This is a genomic window from Ketobacter sp. MCCC 1A13808 (assembly GCF_009746715.1).
Lineage (GTDB): Bacteria > Pseudomonadota > Gammaproteobacteria > Pseudomonadales > Ketobacteraceae > Ketobacter.
This window is the reverse complement of the sequence record NZ_VRKW01000002.1, coordinates 43,693-62,700: the sequence shown is the minus strand read 5'-3', so window position 1 is coordinate 62,700 and position 19,008 is coordinate 43,693. Positions and strand designations below refer to the sequence as shown.

Here is a 19,008-nt window from a genome sequence, read left to right as displayed (position 1 = left end):
ACCCCGTTCATTAACGTGACATAGTTCGGGTTTGGTGGCGGACCGGCGCCCACTCTGGTAATGGAGTCCGTGTTTGAAATATCCTGAATGCACGAGCATTTCAATAAGTTATGCTACTATCACTGCACTACTGCAGGTTGCCGCAATGTGTGGGTTATGTTGAAGCAAATGAATTTTAAAAAAATACTGATCTTAAGTGATGGGGTGCCGGGTCATGTGAATCAGGCGCGCGGGCTTGTCAGCTGGTTATGTGATTCCTACGGGTTGAAGCAAAGTGATGTGGTCACCGAAATGACCCTCGTCCTGAAGCACAAGCCGCTGCGTGCTGTCTATCGTGCGTGCCTGAATGCAAAGCTGGGATTCGCTTCCACGTTAATCCGCAGCGGCTATCAGAATATCCCCCCCGAACTAGAACAAGGCACACTTATTATTTCCTGTGGTGGTAATACCTCTTTCGCTAACGCAGCGTTGGCGCAGGACTCTGGACAACCGAATATTTTTATCGGTTCCTTACGCGGCTTGCGTTCGGATTGTTTTAAGGCGGTGATGAGTATTGAGCCGATTGCCGGTGCTGATAACAATATTGTGATGGATTTTGCGCCCAGCTATATCGATGTAAATGAAATCGAAGTCGCCGGCGAGCGATTCGCGGAATCACATCAACTGCAACAACCGTTATGGTGTTTGCTGATAGGTGGTAATGGAGCAGGTTATGAATTTGATGAGCAGGATTGGCAGGTATTGGCTCATGGAATGAATGAACTTGCCCGGCGCTATAGTGTGCGCTGGCTGGTGAGCACCTCGCGACGCAGTGGTGAGATTGCTGAGCGTGTTCTGCAAGTGCAAGCTGCGGATGTTATCTACGAAGGCATCTGGTTTTCCGGTCAGGGTAATCAATCGCTGAAAAGTTACCTGGGGGCGGCGTCCCGTATTTTTTGTACGGAAGACAGTATGACGATGCTGTCTGAATCGATTAATGCAGGCAAACCGGTGGTCAGTGTGCGGCCCCGCAAATCGCATCCCAATCAGCGTTTTCTGGATGCATTGTTGCGTTTTGAGATGAATGGTTACTTGCAACGTTGCGCGCTCTCGGAAATGGATCGGTTGTCTTTCGATGTCGAGGCCGTCCAGCACCACCCTCAGGCTTCGAAAGCCAAGGTAATAGAGCAAGTGACTCGCTTGTTGAATACGGCCTAATAATTCGCTCGCTTACCGAGTGGGTGGCGTCGGTCTTGGGACCCATGGCTGGCCTGCCAAGAGCTCTTTTCGTATCCTTCCAGGTGCAGCGATTCGGTGCTTGCTGAAAACAAAGGCCTCATCTAAAGTAGACTGTGCGGTCATGAAACCACGTGACTTGTCTACAGCCCCTGTGGCTGGTGGGCTGGCACTACTATTCACCAAGAAAATATCGGGTATACGATCTATTAATTTCTTTTATGGGTGGTGCCTCGTTAGAATGGCGTCCATCTGCAGTTAAGAGTGTTGACTTACTTCGTCTACCTGCTCTGGCTTCGGTACACTCATTCCCAAACGTAGAGGATAAACCATGTCTAACTACTCAGCTTTCACCGATCAGGCTGCGTCTGTAATTGATGCCAGTGGCCCAACCTGGAGTGCGATCAACCCGGAATACGTCGCTCGCATGCGTCTGCAAAACCGTTTTAAAACCGGTCTGGATATTGCCAAGTACACGGCCAAAATTATGCGTGAAGATATGGCTGGTTACGATGCTGATTCTGCGCAGTACACCCAGTCTCTGGGTTGCTGGCATGGTTTTATCGGTCAGCAAAAAATGATCGCGATTAAAAAGCACCTGGGTGAAACCAAGCGCCGTTACCTGTATCTGTCTGGCTGGATGGTAGCTGCTTTGCGTTCAGACTTCGGCCCTCTACCCGACCAATCCATGCACGAGAAAACATCGGTTTCCGGTCTGATCGAAGAACTGTATACCTTCCTGCGCCAAGCAGACGCGCGTGAATTGGGCGGTCTGTTCCGTCAAGTGGACGCGGCGCGTGAATCCGGTGATTCTGCCAAAGAAGCCGAGTTGCTGAAATCCATCGAAAACTTCGAAACTCATGTTGTGCCCATCATTGCTGACATCGATGCCGGTTTCGGTAACGAAGAAGCGACTTATTTGCTGGCTAAACAAATGATCGAAGCAGGCGCGTGCTGCATCCAGATCGAAAACCAAGTATCTGACGAGAAGCAATGTGGTCACCAGGACGGTAAAGTAACCGTGCCCCATGCTGACTTCATCGCTAAAATCAACGCGGTCCGCTACGCGTTCATGGAGCTGGGCGTAGACGACGGTGTTATTGTTGCCCGTACCGACTCTCTGGGTGCTGGCCTGACCAAGCAAATCGCAGTCACTAACGAGCCGGGTGATCTGGGCGACCAGTACAACAGCTTCCTGGATGGTGATTACATTGAAAGTGCGGACGATATCGCCAACGGTGATGTTGTTGTTAAAGCGAACGGCAAGTTATTGAAGCCCAAGCGTCTGGCTTCCGGCCTGTTCCAGTTCAAGAAAGGTTCCGGTGAAGATCGCGTGGTGTTGGACTGTATTACTTCGCTGCAAAACGGTGCTGATCTGTTGTGGATCGAAACCGAGAAGCCTCACGTAGGTCAGATCGCTGCCATGGTTAACCGTATTCGCGAAGTGGTTCCCAATGCGAAACTGGTTTATAACAACAGCCCGTCGTTCAACTGGACCCTGAATTTCCGTCAGCAAGTGTTCGATGCATGGAGTGAAGCCGGTAAAGACGTATCTGCATACGATCGTGCGAACTTAATGAGCGTGGAATACGATCAGACTGAATTGTCCATCGAAGCCGATCAGAAAATCCAGGCGTTCCAGAAAGACGGTTCACGTGAAGCGGGTATTTTCCATCACCTGATTACCTTGCCTACTTACCACACTGCTGCGCTGTCCACTGACAACCTGGCGAAAGGTTACTTTGGCGAAGAAGGCATGCTGGCTTATGTTGCTGGTGTACAACGTAAGGAGATCCGTCAGGGCATTGCGTGTGTTAAGCACCAAAACATGGCCGGTTCTGATATGGGTGACGACCACAAAGAGTACTTCTCTGGTGACGCTGCACTGAAAGCATCCGGTAAAGACAATACCATGAACCAGTTCTAAGGTTGATGGATTGAAACGATAAGTTTACTTATCGGCAAAAACAGAAGCGGGGCTGGTTTAATCACCGGCCCCGCTTTTTTGTGCTGTTATAACAAGTTGTCAGGTGATTCGGTTTGTCATAAAACGGAAAAAACTTAGTTCTTTAAAAATAAGTCGTCTGCCCGTACTATTTGCCCTTCTATCAAGCGTTACTGGCATCTATGGAGGTGCGAATATGGGTAAGCTGCATTTGATCGGCGGAGAAAAGGGTGGTGTAGGCAAATCACTGACGGCAAGGTTGTTGGGACAATATCTGATCGATAAAGAGTTGCCGTTTATGGGGTTCGATTCGGATCAGTCACACGGTACGTTTTCACGTTTTTATCCGGAATACACGGCAGCAGTCGACGTCAGTACCTATGAGAGTCTGGATGCCATCATCGATGCGATGGAGTCCAACCCGGAAATGAATATTGTAGTGGATCTGGCAGCTCAAACGTTTGATCGACTCAATAAATGGTTAGTGGAAAGCGATGGTTTTACCCTGTTCGAAGAGCTGGGGTACACCACCTATTATTGGCACGTAATGGACGATGGCGCGGATTCCAGCTATTTATTGGATCAGAATGCTGGATCGATTGGATACCGAACAAATCCAGTTTGTGGTGGTGGAGAATTTGGGCCGGGGTGAGGATTTCAGCTTGTTTGAACAATCAGCGGTGTATGAAAAAGCGCGAGCCGGAGACGCCTCAATCGTGCAAATTGGCAAGCTGCATCCACAGTTGACCAAAAAAATCGATTTCAGCAATACCAGTTTTTGGGCGGCAGCGAATAATCTGCAGATTATGAGTACGGTCGAGCGGCACCGGGTGCGAACCTGGATAAAGAACGTTTATGAGCAGTTCGAGCCGGTGTTACAGCAAGGGCGGGGCGCTAACATGGCGCAACCTATTGTGGTCGTAGAAGACGAATTTGCGTTCTGATAACCGGCGCAGCAGATGGGCGCTGAACAGAAATACTAGAGCTCGATATTGAGTTCTAGCGTGACGGCGCGCCCCTGTTGGGGCAGGTCATACGGAATTGAGGGAAGGGCGGCATTCACGCCCGGCCCCTGAGTAGGCTCGCGAATATCGGCATCAAACAGGTTCTGTGCAATGAGCCCCAGGGAGTAACGTGTTCCCCATTGACGGCGTATCGACAGATCGAAAGAGATATAACCCTCCAGCGGTGGGCGATCGTCCTCGGCTTGTCGCAGCCGCTCCCCAACTACCCTGACCTGCGGGCTTACAATCCAGTCGGCCGGCCTCCAAGTGAGTTGTACATACCCCATCTGAGTGGGGGCCAGGCCGAGATCCTGGCGCGTCGAGGTGTCTTGTGTTTGTTGATAGCTGTAGTTGGAAAGCAGTGTCCATTGCTCCGAAATCGGATAACGGAATTCCAGCTCGGCACCGCTTCCCTCGAAGCGCCCTATATTCTGGGCGACAGCGGTACTGCTTGCACCGTCGCTGACAAAATCAATATAGTCCTCGATATAAAACTGATACAGATTCAGAGTGGTTGTGAATTGTTGGCCGGGTTGCCATATTAACACCAGCTCGGTGCTGCGCAGCTTTTCCGGATTCAGATTCGGGTTGCCCAGGGCGGTCGGATTGCTGGTGACCCAGAGTTCGCTGAACGAGGGCACCCGGAACGCTTCGCTGTACAGCAGTTTGCTGGTCCAGCTCTCGCTGGTCTGCCAAACCAGAGCCGCGCGGGGGTTTACAGTCGAGCCGATGTCATCATAATCGTCGTAACGAATTCCGGCAGTGAGCTCCCAGGACGGTGCGATTAGCCACTCGTCCTGTGCGAAAACATAGTAACTGGTGCGTTGTCGCTCCGGCATGAATATGTCAGCGGTGTCGGCGGTCTCGACAAATGCGGGACGGGGGCTGAATACGCCGTTCATAAACTGGGAATTGTTGTATCCGGTGGTTTTGTATAAATCGCCCCAGTGATAACCGCTCCCCACGGTAATCCGGTGCGATTCAACTCCGTTAAAAGCGGCCGTGATCCCCGCTTGCGCATTCTCTTCCGCAACAGAATAAAGGCTCATCGCCCCGTCTGGAAATGCGCCGAAGAACGCTCCGGGCGGGAACAGCTGAACACTGGGAGAGCTACGAAAATGGGTGTGCAGGTAGCTTATCTTGGCTTCCAGCAACAGGTTTTCGACCAACTCGTTGTCGGTCCAGGTAATATCCATGCCGCTTGTATCGTGAACAAATCGGCCATCCGCATCCAGGGCGTCACTGATACCGGTACCGGTACCGATGTCCCAGGCCCGCATTGTGCCTGCCCTGATGCGCAGCTTGTCCCAGCTGAGATCGACGCGGGCGTCATAGGTTTTGAGGCTGTTTTGTGGCGGAGCAGGCGCTTCCGAGACCGGAGGCGACTGCATAAATTGATCGATATTGGTCTGTAAATCATGGGTAATTTCGTTGCTACGATCGCCTTCGCTGGCCTGGTAGGACAACAGCAGGACACCGTTGGCTTCGCCTGCCTGAAAGGGTTGCTTGAGTGTGGAACGGACGGTATCGAAACTGCCGCCAGCGATACTCGCTGCAGTGGTTTCCAGGTCTTCTGCACCCGTGGTAATGACATTGATAACGCCGGCAAATGCATCGGCTCCGTACAGAGCAGAGCCTGGCCCCCGGATGATTTCAATTCGTTCAATTATTTTTGCCGGCAACGAGTACTGATTGGGAAGATGTTGACTTCGGTCTCCCAGAAACAGGCCGCTCATGGGAACCCCGTTAACCAGTAACAGCGCCTGGGGGTTGTGGCGAGAAGCGACGCCCCGGAAAAAATAACGGGGTGCGTTGCTGACACTGGCGCGGGAGATATAGAGCCCGGGTACGGTTTGCAGGGCGTCCTCCAGCGTTAATGCACCCATGGTGTAAATGTCGTTGGCGGTGATCAGGCTGGCTCCGGCGGGGGCACCGGTTATTGATTTGGGGCTGCCGGTGGCAATGCTGACGCTGATTTCGCCCAGTTCCTGCAGTGATAGCGCCAGGAGGCTGTCTACATTATCAGCAAATGCACCTGATGATAGCGGTAGCAAAGGCAGCAGGTGGAATACCTGGTGCAAGAATTTGCGAGCTCTACCCGCCACTGGAATTCCTCGAGTTTGAATGAATAATTTTATAGTTGTTTTCTATATACAGGATAGACTTTCTGCTATGAAATGCCATCGAACAGCGCCGCCATTAACCTAAAACCACTGATTCTATTGTAGGCCGGTGCTCCTTTGGGTGCTGTTACTCCCGGTCAAAAGACCATAGCAGGTCGAACGCGTTGCTTTTCCCGCTGATGACCTCGAAATACAGATTGCGGCGAATGCGATAGCTCAGACTGATGGTGTTCACCGCTTCAAACATACCAACGCCGTAGCGCACCATTAGATCCGGTGTAATGTACCCGCTTAAACCCACTTCGCTGCGATTCTCTGTTGAGCCGGCGGTTAACTGCAGGTTTTCAATGCCTACAGCTTCCCCTGCTTTTTTTGTAAAACCGGCGTTTTTTTGCAGCGCCAGCGACAGTGCGGCTTCGGCTGCCACACTGGAACTGCCGTCGGTATCCGCGTTGGGCGCGCGGCCGGTGACCAGGTAGTGTAATTTCTCTTGCTGTGGCATATCCGGGATGGAGTACACCGTGATTTCCGGGTTCTGTGCCCGGCCTGTGACCCGAATGCCGACCACCACGTTGTCTTCAATCTTATCCCTGACCGCAGACAATCGTAATTGCGGGTTTGCAATGTCGTCTATAAAAATCAAGTCGCCATCGCTAATGGTAAGCTGTTGGCCGTACGCTTGGTATTCACCTTTTTCCAGGCGTATGCCACCGCTGGCCCGCATCAGGCCATTATTTTTCTGGCGTACTTCCATTTTCCCGGTGAGCATGGTTTTTAAACCAAAGCCTTCGAAGACGACATCATCTCCCAATGAAATTTTGAACTGAGTGGATACGTTCAGTCGCGGATTCGTGTCGATTCCTTCGCCCACCAATTCGGCGTCTGATGAAGCGCTGACGGCTTGCTCCGGCAAGGTACGCAGATATATGCGTGCCTTTGGAACGTGAATGTCTCCACTCAGCGTGAGTTGGCCCGGCTCCATTTCAAAGGTGATGTCGGGGGTCAGATTGATGGTGACGTCTTCCTGTGGCTTGAATGCCAGGGTTTCCGCTGAGATATTCATTTTGCTGTGCCAGGTCTCATTTTCCCAGCTCATATCACCATGGATCTGGCCGCTTTTGTCAGCAACATTAAAGCTGCCTTTCAGGCGGGCTTTATTTTGGTTGAAGTTCGCTGTCAGTTCGATATTTTTGATCGGAAGCGGTAGTGTTAACGATTCAACGAGGCCATTTTTCGCGGTAATAGAGCCGGAAATCGCCGGTGCCTGTATCGTGCCTGCGATATTTATATCGCCATTTACCTCGGCCTGAATCTGATCCGAATCATTGCTCAATACCAGGCGGGTGAAAGGGCTAATTTGAAAGCCGCTGAAATTAATCCGGCCATCGATGCGCTCGTCGTTCAAATCAAATTGGCCACGGGTGCTGCCGGTAATGTCGGATTCCAGTCTCCAATTCAGCCCCAATGTGTTATCGCCATAAAGGGCATCCAGTCGCAGCGAACTAAAATCAATATTCAGGTCGGCTTTGTTTTCTTGTCGCAGCCGAAGGCGGCTGTTTGCAGAATCGAGTGTGGCTTCCACTTTGAGTTGGTCGACGATGGCGCGGGCAATCACTTTGAGTTCTGCTGTTCCGTTCAGGTTGGCATTGTCAGGTAACCAGGGCTGGGCCCAGGCTAATGGGAGCTGGCGACCTTGCAATTGCATGTCGGCTAATTGGTTGTCTTTCCAGATAATTGGTGTGGTAGTGCACAGCTGGCTTCGTTGCGTTTGGTTGATCTGATACAGGCAGAAAGGGTCAACTTGTATATTTTTTGCCTGTGCCACTTTGACGTTGAATGCGTCAGACAACGACCACTTGAAATCGGGCAAATAACTGCCGGCGATCAGATCCAGCCGTTGGCAGCGCCCTTGCCAGTTTTCCAGTTGTAGTTGTTCATTTACTGATGAAAAGCCGCCATCACAGGTCAGCTCCAGTTCGTTGTGGTCGCGGTCCTGGGCACTGAGCCGTAGCCGGTGTTGTTTAAGACGACCACTCCAGTCCAGTTGCAGATTGGCGGAGAGCGCTTCGCCATAACCCAGATTGGAGACGTCAACCATAAACCGGTTGTCCGCTTGGCTGTGTGTTTTCCATTTGATCGTAGAACGGAATAATCCGATCTTTGCCTGATCGTATACCAGCCCGTTGCCATTCAATGTGCCGTTGACGTCAGGCGCTTGCAGGGTGCCCTTCATTGTCAAATTGCCATCAATTTGCCCTGTCAGATCCGGTAGTAAATAGCTTAAATTATTGAGATCAAAGCGGGCATTGATGTCACTGCTATGTTCCGGACTCCAGTGCCCGTTTACCAATAGCGTGTTGTCGGTTTGTTTGATATCGAGTTGTTGCAGGCTGAGTTGATTGTTTTTCCATTCTAGTTTGCCTTGCGCTTGCCATGGTTGCTGATTAAGTACGCCGCGCACGCCAACCAGGTTTGCTCCGATACGTAATGCGTCGCCATCGACCAGCACATCGTGCTGCACGGTACCGCTGATGTGCCCTGTAACGGCTTGCTGAAAGGCGGCGAAATCCAGGTTGTTAATTTGGCTACTGCCCCGCCATTGGATGTGGTCCGCAAAATCCAAAGCACCTTCGCTGGCAATGGAGCTGCTGCCCGTGGTCAGCAGCAACGATGTTACGTTCATGCTTTGCATCGATGTGGATGCGGCAAGCTCCACGTCCACAGGGTCGTTAACCCATTCGCTGATCACCTGAGTGCTGGCCTGCAGTTCGATGCGGTCCAGATTGCCTTCGCCTTTCATCTTCAGGCTCGGGATTTGTGTCGAATCGGTTTCCATACCTTGCACGGTTTTTAGCAGAAAAGGTTGGGAGAGGGTAAATTGGAATTGCAGTGGCAATGACGGTTGTATCGGCGCAATAGTGGCAGCCAGGCGACCGGAAAGTGCTCCCTGACTGGTAAGGTCCAACGACAGGGAATTGAGGTCGCCTTCCACGTTGCTAAACAGCGAGCTGAATGGAAATAGAGTGGTATCACATTGCAGCGAGCCTTTTATGGGGTATTGGCGGGTGAACCGGATGCCCGCATCAATGGACCAATGGCAGAATTCATCTGTTGCCGTAAAATCGCGGACAGTTAGATGATGGTCAATCCAGCTCGCGGACAGGGATACCGCTGATTCATCAATAATCACGGTGTCATCCATGGCCAGACGAAAACGGTCTAATGTCAGGGCTTCCAAGGTCAATAATAGCGGTGTGGAAAGTTCCGGTAACTCAATCGGATCGGCAGAGGGTGTGTCGCTGGATTGCAGGAAGACGTCCAGTTGGCGTGCATGTAAGTTTTTTATACACAGCGTAAGATTCCAGAAGCAGGCCGGTTTGATTTTCAGCTGGGCTGCGTCCATGGATATCAACATTCCGTCGGTTTGAAATCTGAAATCGAACGACAGGGTGTCTGCGAGCGACCCATCAATCCCGCTGATCTGGAGTTCCGGCACGGATTGAGATACTTTTTCCAGCGCCCAGCGGTTGAACTTGGATGAGTTGGCTGCAACCATAAATCCCACACCCAGTGCCACAAATAGCACCAGTACCAGGCTCATGATAAGCAGGGTCAAGGGAGGCCGCTTGCTCACAATGTTGCACTCATATAGACGTGTAGTCGGACTTTGTTTTCATCCGGGTCGCCAATTGGCTGCGCCAGATCAAATGCAATCATGCCCACCGGAAGTTGCCAGCGTAAACCGATGCCTGCGCTCTTGTAAAAAGGCTCGTCTCCCGAGATATAAGCGCGCCCGGTATCTACAAAAACTGCCGCCATCCATTCCGGCAAATAGCGGTAGCGATATTCCATGCTGAATACGTTAAGAAACTGTCCGCCCAACAACTCTCCGTCCGGATCTTCGCTGGAGATGGCATTGTATTTGTAGCCGCGTACGGTCTGATCACCACCGGTGTAGAATCGCTTCGATAGCGGCACGGTATAGAAATCGTCGGTGGCTATGCCACCGAGGTCGACGCGAGTGGCGAAACCATGGCGGTAGGATAATTCAACGTCGTAACTGACACCGGATTCAACGCTGAAAAAACGCGATTGATCGTCGAGTATGCTGATGCCCAACGCGGTATTAAACCACACCTTGATTAAGCTGCGGTGGCCAGATTTCTCCCCCAGAACGTGGCGTTGCAAATATTGATAGTTGGGCAAAATGTAGGTGACAATTTGATCGTCGCTATTCCCCTGGCGGTATTTTTCATGCTCTAAATTCAGCCCGAATTTATATTGCCAGCGCTTGCGTGAAGATCGATTAAACGATAATCCGGTGCTGAACAAGGATGATTCCCGGTCCGTGGTTATTTCCCGGCGCCAGCCGGTGTCCCAGGAAAGGTAACGTTCCAGCGGGTGGGGCCAGGGTATGCGGTATTGAGTACTCAATTCTTCACCGATTTCTGAAACCTGCAGATTACTGAAAATGCTGTCGCCGCGAGGATCGACCATGGTGCGGGTCCAGCCGAGTTTTCCGCGAGCACCGGTGTCGGTGCCGTAGCCGATGCCGGTGGTAAACTGATCCGAAGGGTGATCAGTCAGTTCGATGTCCAGTGTCGCCTGGTCCGGCGCTTCCTGTTCCACATCGATATTGGCGTATTTAAAATAACCGCTGCCCAGCAAATTGTCGTAAACCAGGCCAATATCGTCGGCATCGTACCAGGCGCCGGGCTGGGTATCGATGAGCGTATTGGTGGTCTTTTCAGACAGGTCGCTGCCATTGAAGGTGATGCTTTTTATCTTGTACCGTTCCCCGCTGGCCAGATGCAGCACGGCCCGGGCTCGCTGTCTGGCAACATCGATTAACAGTCGGCTTTGCTCCCATTTCGCGTCCAGATAGCCCACTTGGCGAACAGCGGTGACCACGCCTTTTTTGAACTCGTCGTAGTTTTGATGGTTCAGGACAGAGCCTGTTTTGAGTAGATCTGAGGTGCGCCAGGGTTGGATGCGTTCCTGTACGTCGGCGGGCAGTGGCGGTATTACGATATCGCTCTGCTCCCATAACATAGGCGGTCCGGGATCGATATTAAGGGTCAGTTGATTGCCGTCTATAACAGGGTCTATGTTGGCTTGGTAGTATCCCAGTGGCTGCATGCTTTTGTTGACAGCAGCACGGATGGATTTGGCGGCAGCGGCGGGGCTGCCCGGGGGAATTTTTTCCCACCCGGAGAGGTGCAGCCGGATGTTCTCTTTCAAAGTATCGTCAACTCCGTTGATCTTTAGCTTAATCTGGGCTTGGCAGGGCAGATGATACAAAAGCGCAACAATGACGACACAAAGAGTGGAAGGGCGGAACCTTTTGTGGATGTTCGCAATGCTAGAAGTGAAAATTTCCGTATATCCCAAGGCAGGTTAGCGGCTTTTGGCCTTTGCTCCGAATCGGTGGGTGGCCATTACAGGCGTTCGCTCATAACTGGACTTAATTGGTTAAGCGTAAACTTTTGCATCAAAACTCCAAAACGTCTCAATTGATGGTCTAGGCTTTGAACTACGGTAGGTGTTCTGGCGGTAATTTGTTTGAAATGCCGTGCAGGCCATCTTAAATAATGACGGCGTTTCTGTACACCGGATAGCGCGACTATCTTCCATCCCAATACGTCACAGGAACGGTTATTAGATTGGCCTGGCGCCATCCCGTTCAATACCAGGGAAGAAAAATAGGGCTGCTTGAAGTATGGACAATTAACTGGCCGAAGCGGCCATACCAGAAATTGGTGAGGCGACTCCCGGGACCGAAGCGATAACATCCCAGGTCAGGGATTAGGTTGTATAAACAATAAAAAGGTGTACCAGATGGGAATGAATAATAAAAAGCCGCTACTTAAGCGGTTAATCGGTGTTGTGTCGGTGACTGCCGGAGCCTTTTACATGGTTGGTTGTGGTGGCGGCGGCAATGGGGCTGATGACTTTTTAACCGTGAGTACCCAAAGCGGATTAGTGAAAGGCTTCTATAAAGACGGCACGGCGGGGTCAGCCCGCGAGTTTTTGGGAATTCCCTATGCAAAGCCGCCGCTGGGCGAATTGCGTTTTGCGCCGCCACAGCCGGTTGAACCGTGGAGCGAGCCTTATCAAGCGATGGAATTTGGTGCTTCCTGCATGCAGAACGTGGGCGCGTTGTCGGCGTCCGGTGACGTTTCTGAAGATTGCCTGACCCTGAATGTCTACAGTCCCGATGGGGTTAACACCAGTACTCTGCCGGTAATGGTGTTTATTCACGGCGGCGCGTTTATTTCCGGTGGCAGTAATCAGTATGACGGCTGGCGCCTGGCTGAGCAGTATGGTGCGGTGGTGGTAACGCTTAATTATCGGCTAGGCGCATTGGGATTTTTGTCGTTACCCGAGCTGGACGCTACCTTGCCCGCCGCTGACGCCGGCAATGCAGCGTTAGAGGATCAGCGCCTGGCGCTGGAATGGGTGCAACAGAACATCGGCTCTTTTGGTGGTGACAAAGACAATGTAACGCTGTTTGGTGAGTCTGCTGGTTCCATGAGTGCCTGTGTGCATATGGTGTCACCAGGCAGTCAGAACCTGGCTGACAAATTCATTATGGAAAGTGCGGTTTGTGTCGGCGGGCTGCCGGTGAATACCAAACAACAAGCCACCGCAGTCGGAACCGATTTGGCCAATGCTTTTTGTGAAGGTGAAGCGGATCAGCTGGCCTGCCTGCGTGCCGTGCCAGCTGCTGATCTGGTGGCTTGGGGTGCCGATGCCGGTATCTTCGGTGCCGGTTGGTCGCCCACGGTCATTAGTGGAAGTAATATGCTTCCCGATGCGCCGATCAATCTGATCGAAAGTGGTCAATATAACCAGGGCCCCATTATAGTGGGTACCAATGTGCGCGAGTGGGGTTTGTTTCAACTGATTGGTTCCGGTGAAACCGTGGCGACTGTTGATGAGTTTAACGCAGTGATTGATGCCACTTACCCAGCGCAGTTGGCACCCTCAGTTAAACAAGTGTACGCGCCGGCGGCAGACGCCGTCGCGAATCTCAAACTGATTGAAGTGCTGACAGACCAACTGTTTCGTTGTCCTGCCCGCACGCTTGCCCGAGCCACTACTGCCATGGGGAGCGAAGTTTGGTTATATAGTTTTGAGCAGGGTGCTGCGTATCACGCAATGGAATTACCTTACGTGTTCGGAAATCCCAGTGCCACTCTGGCTCCGGAATTGAACGAGCCCACTCGTGAAGCAATACAAAGTTACTGGAGTGCATTTGCGGCAGGCGGTAATCCGAATCTCGATAGCCAGCCTGAATGGCCGGGTTTCGATGCTGGGTCTGACCAACACATGGTGCTGAAAGAGGCGTCTGAAGCCGCCTCTGAATTGGCTACAGCAACCTGTGATTTTTGGGACGATGTGGCCGCATCGCAAGCGGCAGGACAATAAAATATGAATTGATATTTACGTCAAAGTTCACATCCCAAAATAAAACCTGGCGATACTTTTTTTCTGGTATCGCCGGGCTTTTAACGTTCAAAAAGTGAAAAAATAAAATCGTGACGGCGCGCAAAATGGATGTGTTTTTTTTCCAAAAAATAGGAACAAACATTGCCTACTTCCTCACAACTAAAGCGTCTGGTAATAGACGCGTCAGGTCAGATTCCTTAGCCTTTAATGGCACGAAAAACCAAACAAAGGAATTGCCACCATGAACGGAAACGAAAAAAATTCATTGCTCACAAGAAGACATGTATTAAAAGCAAGCGTGGTCTCTACGGCCGCTGCGGCCACCATGCCGGCGCTTGCATTTAATCTGAATCCGGACGGTCCCACTACACCGGAACCGACTTGCGGAACACTCACGGTTAACCAGACTGAAGGGCCTTACTTTACGCCGGGCTCACCGCAGAAAACGAATATCAGAGAAGCGGGGTACGAGGGAACGCTGCTGGTTGTGAAAGGAAAAGTCATGGCAGGCTGTGATCCGGTTGCTAATGCATTATTGGATTTTTGGCAGGCCGATGGCGACGGCGAATACGATAACGAGGGTTATCGTTTTCGCGGTCATCAATATACCAATGCAGAGGGCGTGTTTTATCTTGAAACCATTGTGCCGGGATTGTACCCGGGCCGTACCAGGCACATTCATGTAAAAGTTCAGAAACCCAATGGAAGAGTTCTTACCACCCAGTTGTATTTCCCGTGGGAGAGCGGCAATAGCCGTGACTTCATTTATGACAGTACATTGTTATTGGAAATAAGTGAGGCAGAAGGCGTGCAGGTGGGTGAAATTGATTTTGTTCTAGCCTGACTTGTTCGCGGGCAGATCAAGCCAAGTATAAAAAAACCGGCCACAAGGGCCGGTTTTTTTATACAGATAGTACGTCGTATTTCCGGTTTATTGCACCGTGGTGGTGAATTCCACGACGGGGCAGGACACTTCGCGTTTTAGCAGTGCAGTTCGTGAACACACTTCCACTTGGTGATCCCCTGCGAGCAAGCGACTCAAGTGGATTTCGCGTCGACGTTTCCAATTGGTCCAGCCGCCGCCGTCCACACGATAGCGGACTTCCAGCAAACCGGCTGCCGGGCTCGGGTTGAGGCCATTAACATCGATGGTGACCTCGCCGTTGGCGATCTCCACATTTTCGTTAGTGATAACACCGGAAGCATCGATTTTTTCAACCGTTGCTGTCACATTGGCAGTGGCCACATTTTCGATGGTGGTCTCCGGTTCAGCCGCCGCTTCAGTCATGCTGATCGGAATCAAGTCACCCGCCAGAGAAAGGCTGTTGTTGGCAGAACCGGCAACCCAGAACTCTTGCATATGCAACGTATGATTATAGATGCGCGGCAGCGGAACGACTTTCAATTCCTGAGCCAGGCGCGGCATAACTGCAGGCATAAAGTAGTCCAGGGTGGAGTTGATGAACCCCGGTGGAATCAGAATCATGCCGCTGCTGTCAGTGCGGGTGATTTTGATCACCGGCAGTTGTTCGATACCAATGCTCAGGAAGCCATCGTCAGTGCTGTTCACATCGAAGGCGACTTCCAGGTTAAAGGTAACGCCAAATAACGTGCGGTATTCTCCCCACTGTGCTTTGTACAGATCAAACGTCAGGGTGACATCATCCCAGCCAAACACACCTGCGGCACCGTCACCCGGCATGAACTTCACATACGGTGGTGAAGCCGGATCAAGCCGCATACCAATTTTATCCGCGTCTTTAATTTCGCTGTCATCGGCGTCATACACTGCAATACCCTTCGGTGTCGCGTTCGCGTAGGTACCCGGATTGATATTCATGGTGGTCACGCCGGCTTCGTGAGCGGCAAATAAGGCCTGGTTTATAACGTTGTCTGAAATAGAGGCACCGAAGTCAAACGGGGTACCTGCAGGCGTTTTAGCACCCAGGCTGGGAGTATCGCCGCCACGGTGCAAAGAACCCAGTGCGCCCGGTATATTAGCGGGTGGGTTTGGAGCCCAGATACGAGTGCCGAGATCCACACTGATGCCGTTTCCGAAACTATCCAGGAAGGTGGGCAGTGCTTTGATATTCAATTCTTCGCCGTCATCCAGGGTAATCAACTGCAGCTTGATCGGGATATCCTTAACGAAGTCAGAAACAATCGGAATAATGATCTGTTCCAGTAAATCAATAAAGATGCGTTCAAAAATCGGTGCGATTGCTGAAATGATGGAGCTGGTGATGCGGTCAATAAAATTCAGAATGCCGGGGGTGCTGTCCAGGTCGATATTGATTCTGGAATGGTCTACTACCGTGTTGCTCAGATCAATATCCAGATCGGAATTTAGAATATCGAGCAACAGGTTGGTTCCTACATCGAGACGGTCCATCTGAATAATGGCTCCGGTTTCCCAGGGGATTCGCCCCAAGATAGTCCAGATGCTGCCGCCGATGGAGACACCCAGTTCGAAGTTGTCAGTCGACAGTTCGGTATCGATCTTTTCATTGTCGAGAACGTTCAGACCAATATCAATATTGTCCAGATTAAGCCGGGTTACCCGCATATTTAAATCAAACAGGCCTGCGTCCAGCAGAGTCACCGGCGCCAGGCCTCCAACGATTTCCTGGAAGTCGGCTTTCGCCAGTTCTTGCTCCAGCGCGCTCACCAGAAAATCCAGACCACCCTGGTTCAGTCGTGCCGCGATACCGTTGAACTCCTGATCTTTGCGCGCGAACTCGGTACTGCTCTCGTGACCGTAACCGTCAATAGCGGTGAACAGATTGAACGGCTTATTAATAAAGGCAACCGAAAAACTGTTATCGCTTTCCAATGCGACCGGTGAACCGTCCAGGCTGACGCTTTCAATTCCGCCGGAATCTGCAACATAACCGCTCACCGTCATGGTGTTGCGATCAACATCCAGGATATGGATCTTGGGGCCGCTGGTGTCGTATTCGAAGATGGCCTGAGTCACCTTGTTGTACGCCGTAACGCGCAGAGTATTGCGGCCTGGGAAGACATTGTCAGCCAACTGGTCACCGGATGCGGTAGCACCGGTTTCGGTGACATCAAATTTCGTTGTGACATCGGCTACGTTGAGCTGAATCGCCAAGTCGGCTGGAACCCCGTTGGAGAAAACAATTTCGTAAATATCGGGTTTGGTGGGTGAGGTTGAATTGTTGGCAGGATTAATTATGTTGGCTTGGTCGCACGCGGCTAGCCCCATAACCATCACTAAGAACACGAGTCTCTTTATTATAGTCACTTTGTGCCTCAATTTTTTAGAAAGTCAGAAAATGAAATTATTTTTATTAAGTCAGTTCGAGCTTGTTTATTCGCATTTTTATCGCTTACTGCATTTTCCGGTAGCGCATGAGCGAGTCCCAAACTCGTTCAATTACAGCCGGGGCTGTTACTACCTGGCATCGTCCAAATTGATAATGCGTCATTTGACTGATGACATAATGACCATCGTACTGAATTCGTACAACGAGTAAAGCAAGAATTTGTATCTGTGGGGCAATATTTGTTGGCGTGGGGGGCTACGGTAAGATTGATTGTGTTAACTGTAAGCATCTGTAGCCGTGCGTAGCGGCTTTGTAATTACGACGGGGTTATTGATTGAAAGTGTATAAGGATTGTTTGGGTGGGGGGAATCAAGCAGGGCGGATTGCGTGCCAACACTCGTTAGGTATCGAATCGTCGTTCGCAGCAATCGTAGGGGGCCCAAGCCCCCTACTTATACAGTCAGATCAGTAAGCGGGCTTTATTTTGCCACCGCATCCACTGCTTTCTGGATCGCAGTGCGGGCTTCATCAGCGCCAGCCCAGCCATCCACTTTCACCCATTTACCGGGCTCCAGATCTTTGTAGTTTTCGAAGAAGTGCTCAATTTGCTTGATCAGTAGCTCTGGCAGATCGGAATATTCTTTTACGTCTTTGTACAGGGCGGACAACTTGTCGTGCGGTACAGCCAGTATTTTCGCGTCAGAACCGGCTTCGTCGGACATATTCAGAACCCCTACAGGGCGCGCTCGAATGACCGAACCCGGAGCGACCGGATAAGGGGTTACAACTAGCACGTCCAGCGGATCACCGTCTTCGCCCAGGCTGTTGGGTACATATCCGTAGTTGGCGGGGTAGAACATCGGAGTCGCCATAAAACGATCGACAAACAAGCAGTCTGTGTCTTTGTCGATTTCGTATTTGATCGGGGAGCTGTTGGCCGGGATTTCAATGGCCACATAGATGTCGTTCGGTACGTCTTTACCGGCTGGAACAGAATTAAAACCCATGATAAAACCTTTTCAGTTAGTCAGATGATTGTTGCAACGAATCGTCAAAAAGTGGGCGGATTATACCCGAAGAAGTGTACTCAGCAAAGGCCGCTGATCACAGTGCTGTGGGCTCCCTAACTGAATTTTTTCTGTTCAATTTTATCCGGGTTTTGCTTGAACTCGGGGTCGTGGGTGGGGCGGGGAACCTCGTGCTCGCACAGCAACTTGGCTGCTCTAATGACAATATCGGCCTGGAAAGCCTTTTCATAATGAACATCCAGCACATAGGCTTTGGCGCGGATACGGATGGCCAGCCTTTCGGCGATTGCCACTTCTTCTACGGCAAAAATTACCGGTTTTTTAAGGTATACGAAACGGCTGGTTACGATGACCTCGTGAATCAACGCTTGCACTTTCTCGATGTCAGCATTCAGCGCTACGTGAAAGTCACTCACCACCATCATGTCCAGTGCACCGGCATTTCCGGAAGACACCACATCGGTAATAAAGCGGCTATTGGGAATGGTAACCAAGCTGTCATCTAGGGTGTTCAGACGCACAGAGCGCAGACCAATGCTGATAATTTCTCCGTAGGTATCACCAAAGCTGACCCGGTCGCCCACTTGAAAGGGGCGGTCAAAGAGTAAAATCAGGCCGGCAATGATGGAGGCGGCGACATCCTTGAAAGCGAAACCCATGGCAACCGCCGCACTACCGGCCAGGGCCAGCAGCATTTCTTTTGGAGGCTGCAGAATTCCCACCAGCATCCAATAGGCCCCCGCGAAATACCAGATAAATGTGAGCAGGGTTGCCAACTGCAAAATCATAAAGCGTCTTGAGGGAATGAAGTCCATCAGGCGTTGGCTGGAGCGGCGCAGCAGCTCGTTGGACAGCCAGAGAAAGGTGCCTGCAGCCAGCAGCATGAAGATTTTGCCCAGATTCAGTAAATCGCCGAAGGCGGCGATACCCTCAATCGCTTCATTATCCATG

12 protein-coding genes are annotated in these 19,008 nt (G+C 51.3%); 6 read left to right on the top strand and 6 right to left on the bottom strand.

Annotated features, from left to right (window positions below):
- The first annotated feature begins 156 nt into the window (after nt 1-156).
- The 4 genes from FT643_RS04270 (at nt 157) to FT643_RS23080 (ending at nt 4,104) form a co-directional block, all read left to right on the top strand.
- Nucleotides 157-1,197 (top strand): ELM1/GtrOC1 family putative glycosyltransferase, encoded by a 1,041-nt coding sequence (locus tag FT643_RS04270; RefSeq protein ID WP_198043311.1) that lies wholly within the window; start codon nt 157-159, stop codon nt 1,195-1,197.
- 349 nt (nt 1,198-1,546) lie between these two features.
- Nucleotides 1,547-3,142 (top strand): isocitrate lyase, encoded by a 1,596-nt coding sequence (locus tag FT643_RS04265; protein ID WP_156869562.1) that lies wholly within the window; start codon nt 1,547-1,549, stop codon nt 3,140-3,142.
- A gap of 214 nt (nt 3,143-3,356) precedes the next feature.
- Nucleotides 3,357-3,812, top strand: coding sequence for a P-loop NTPase family protein (locus FT643_RS04260; RefSeq protein WP_198043310.1), 456 nt, complete (start codon nt 3,357-3,359; stop codon nt 3,810-3,812).
- Entirely contained in the window at nt 3,748-4,104 is a 357-nt protein-coding gene (locus FT643_RS23080; RefSeq protein WP_198043309.1) for a hypothetical protein, read from the top strand. The genes FT643_RS04260 and FT643_RS23080 overlap by 65 nt, the downstream gene beginning before the upstream one ends.
- Nucleotides 4,105-4,139: 35 nt before the next feature.
- Here the strand turns inward: FT643_RS23080 and FT643_RS23660 are convergent, their stop codons facing one another.
- From FT643_RS23660 to FT643_RS04245, 3 genes are all read right to left on the bottom strand, one after another.
- Nucleotides 4,140-6,269 (bottom strand): TonB-dependent receptor plug domain-containing protein, encoded by a 2,130-nt coding sequence (locus FT643_RS23660; RefSeq protein WP_156869560.1) that lies wholly within the window; start codon nt 6,267-6,269, stop codon nt 4,140-4,142.
- A gap of 145 nt (nt 6,270-6,414) precedes the next feature.
- Nucleotides 6,415-9,903: a translocation/assembly module TamB domain-containing protein gene (locus FT643_RS04250; protein WP_198043308.1), complete on the bottom strand. Its 3,489-nt coding sequence runs from the start codon at nt 9,901-9,903 to the stop codon at nt 6,415-6,417.
- Between the two features lie 14 nt (nt 9,904-9,917).
- A complete protein-coding gene (locus FT643_RS04245) occupies nt 9,918-11,588 on the bottom strand; it encodes an autotransporter assembly complex protein TamA (RefSeq protein ID WP_255473878.1) in 1,671 nt (556 codons plus the stop codon).
- Between the two features lie 543 nt (nt 11,589-12,131).
- Here FT643_RS04245 and FT643_RS04240 point away from each other — a divergent pair.
- Nucleotides 12,132-13,718: a carboxylesterase/lipase family protein gene (locus FT643_RS04240; RefSeq protein WP_198043307.1), complete on the top strand. Its 1,587-nt coding sequence runs from the start codon at nt 12,132-12,134 to the stop codon at nt 13,716-13,718.
- Nucleotides 13,719-13,980: 262 nt separating this feature from the next.
- Nucleotides 13,981-14,583, top strand: coding sequence for a dioxygenase family protein (locus FT643_RS04235; RefSeq protein WP_156869552.1), 603 nt, complete (start codon nt 13,981-13,983; stop codon nt 14,581-14,583).
- 87 nt (nt 14,584-14,670) lie between these two features.
- On the opposite strand, the gene FT643_RS04230 is transcribed toward FT643_RS04235, so the two are convergent.
- The 3 genes from FT643_RS04230 to FT643_RS04220 all read right to left on the bottom strand — a co-directional run bounded on the left by FT643_RS04230 (nt 14,671) and on the right by FT643_RS04220 (nt 19,007).
- The gene (locus FT643_RS04230; RefSeq protein WP_198043306.1) at nt 14,671-17,007 is read right to left on the bottom strand and encodes an LBP/BPI/CETP family protein; all 2,337 of its coding nucleotides are present in this window, start codon (nt 17,005-17,007) and stop codon (nt 14,671-14,673) included.
- A gap of 501 nt (nt 17,008-17,508) precedes the next feature.
- Nucleotides 17,509-18,036, bottom strand: coding sequence for an inorganic diphosphatase (gene ppa, locus FT643_RS04225; RefSeq protein WP_156869548.1), 528 nt, complete (start codon nt 18,034-18,036; stop codon nt 17,509-17,511).
- Between the two features lie 116 nt (nt 18,037-18,152).
- Complete coding sequence (locus FT643_RS04220) at nt 18,153-19,007, bottom strand: mechanosensitive ion channel family protein (RefSeq protein WP_156869546.1); 855 nt, start codon at nt 19,005-19,007, stop codon at nt 18,153-18,155.
- Nucleotide 19,008 lies beyond the last annotated feature (1 nt).

Bases quoted from the DNA above. Each gene is read 5' to 3' on its own strand.
- FT643_RS04270 (WP_198043311.1), top strand. From the start codon at position 157: ATGTTGAAGCAAATGAATTTTAAAAAAATACTGATCTTAAGTGATGGG.
- FT643_RS04265 (WP_156869562.1), top strand. From the start codon at position 1,547: ATGTCTAACTACTCAGCTTTCACCGATCAGGCTGCGTCTGTAATTGAT.
- FT643_RS04260 (WP_198043310.1), top strand. From the start codon at position 3,357: ATGGGTAAGCTGCATTTGATCGGCGGAGAAAAGGGTGGTGTAGGCAAA.
- FT643_RS23080 (WP_198043309.1), top strand. From the start codon at position 3,748: ATGCTGGATCGATTGGATACCGAACAAATCCAGTTTGTGGTGGTGGAG.
- FT643_RS04240 (WP_198043307.1), top strand. From the start codon at position 12,132: ATGAATAATAAAAAGCCGCTACTTAAGCGGTTAATCGGTGTTGTGTCG.
- FT643_RS04235 (WP_156869552.1), top strand. From the start codon at position 13,981: ATGAACGGAAACGAAAAAAATTCATTGCTCACAAGAAGACATGTATTA.
- ppa (WP_156869548.1), bottom strand. From the start codon at position 18,036: ATGGGTTTTAATTCTGTTCCAGCCGGTAAAGACGTACCGAACGACATC.
- FT643_RS04220 (WP_156869546.1), bottom strand. From the start codon at position 19,007: ATGGATAATGAAGCGATTGAGGGTATCGCCGCCTTCGGCGATTTACTG.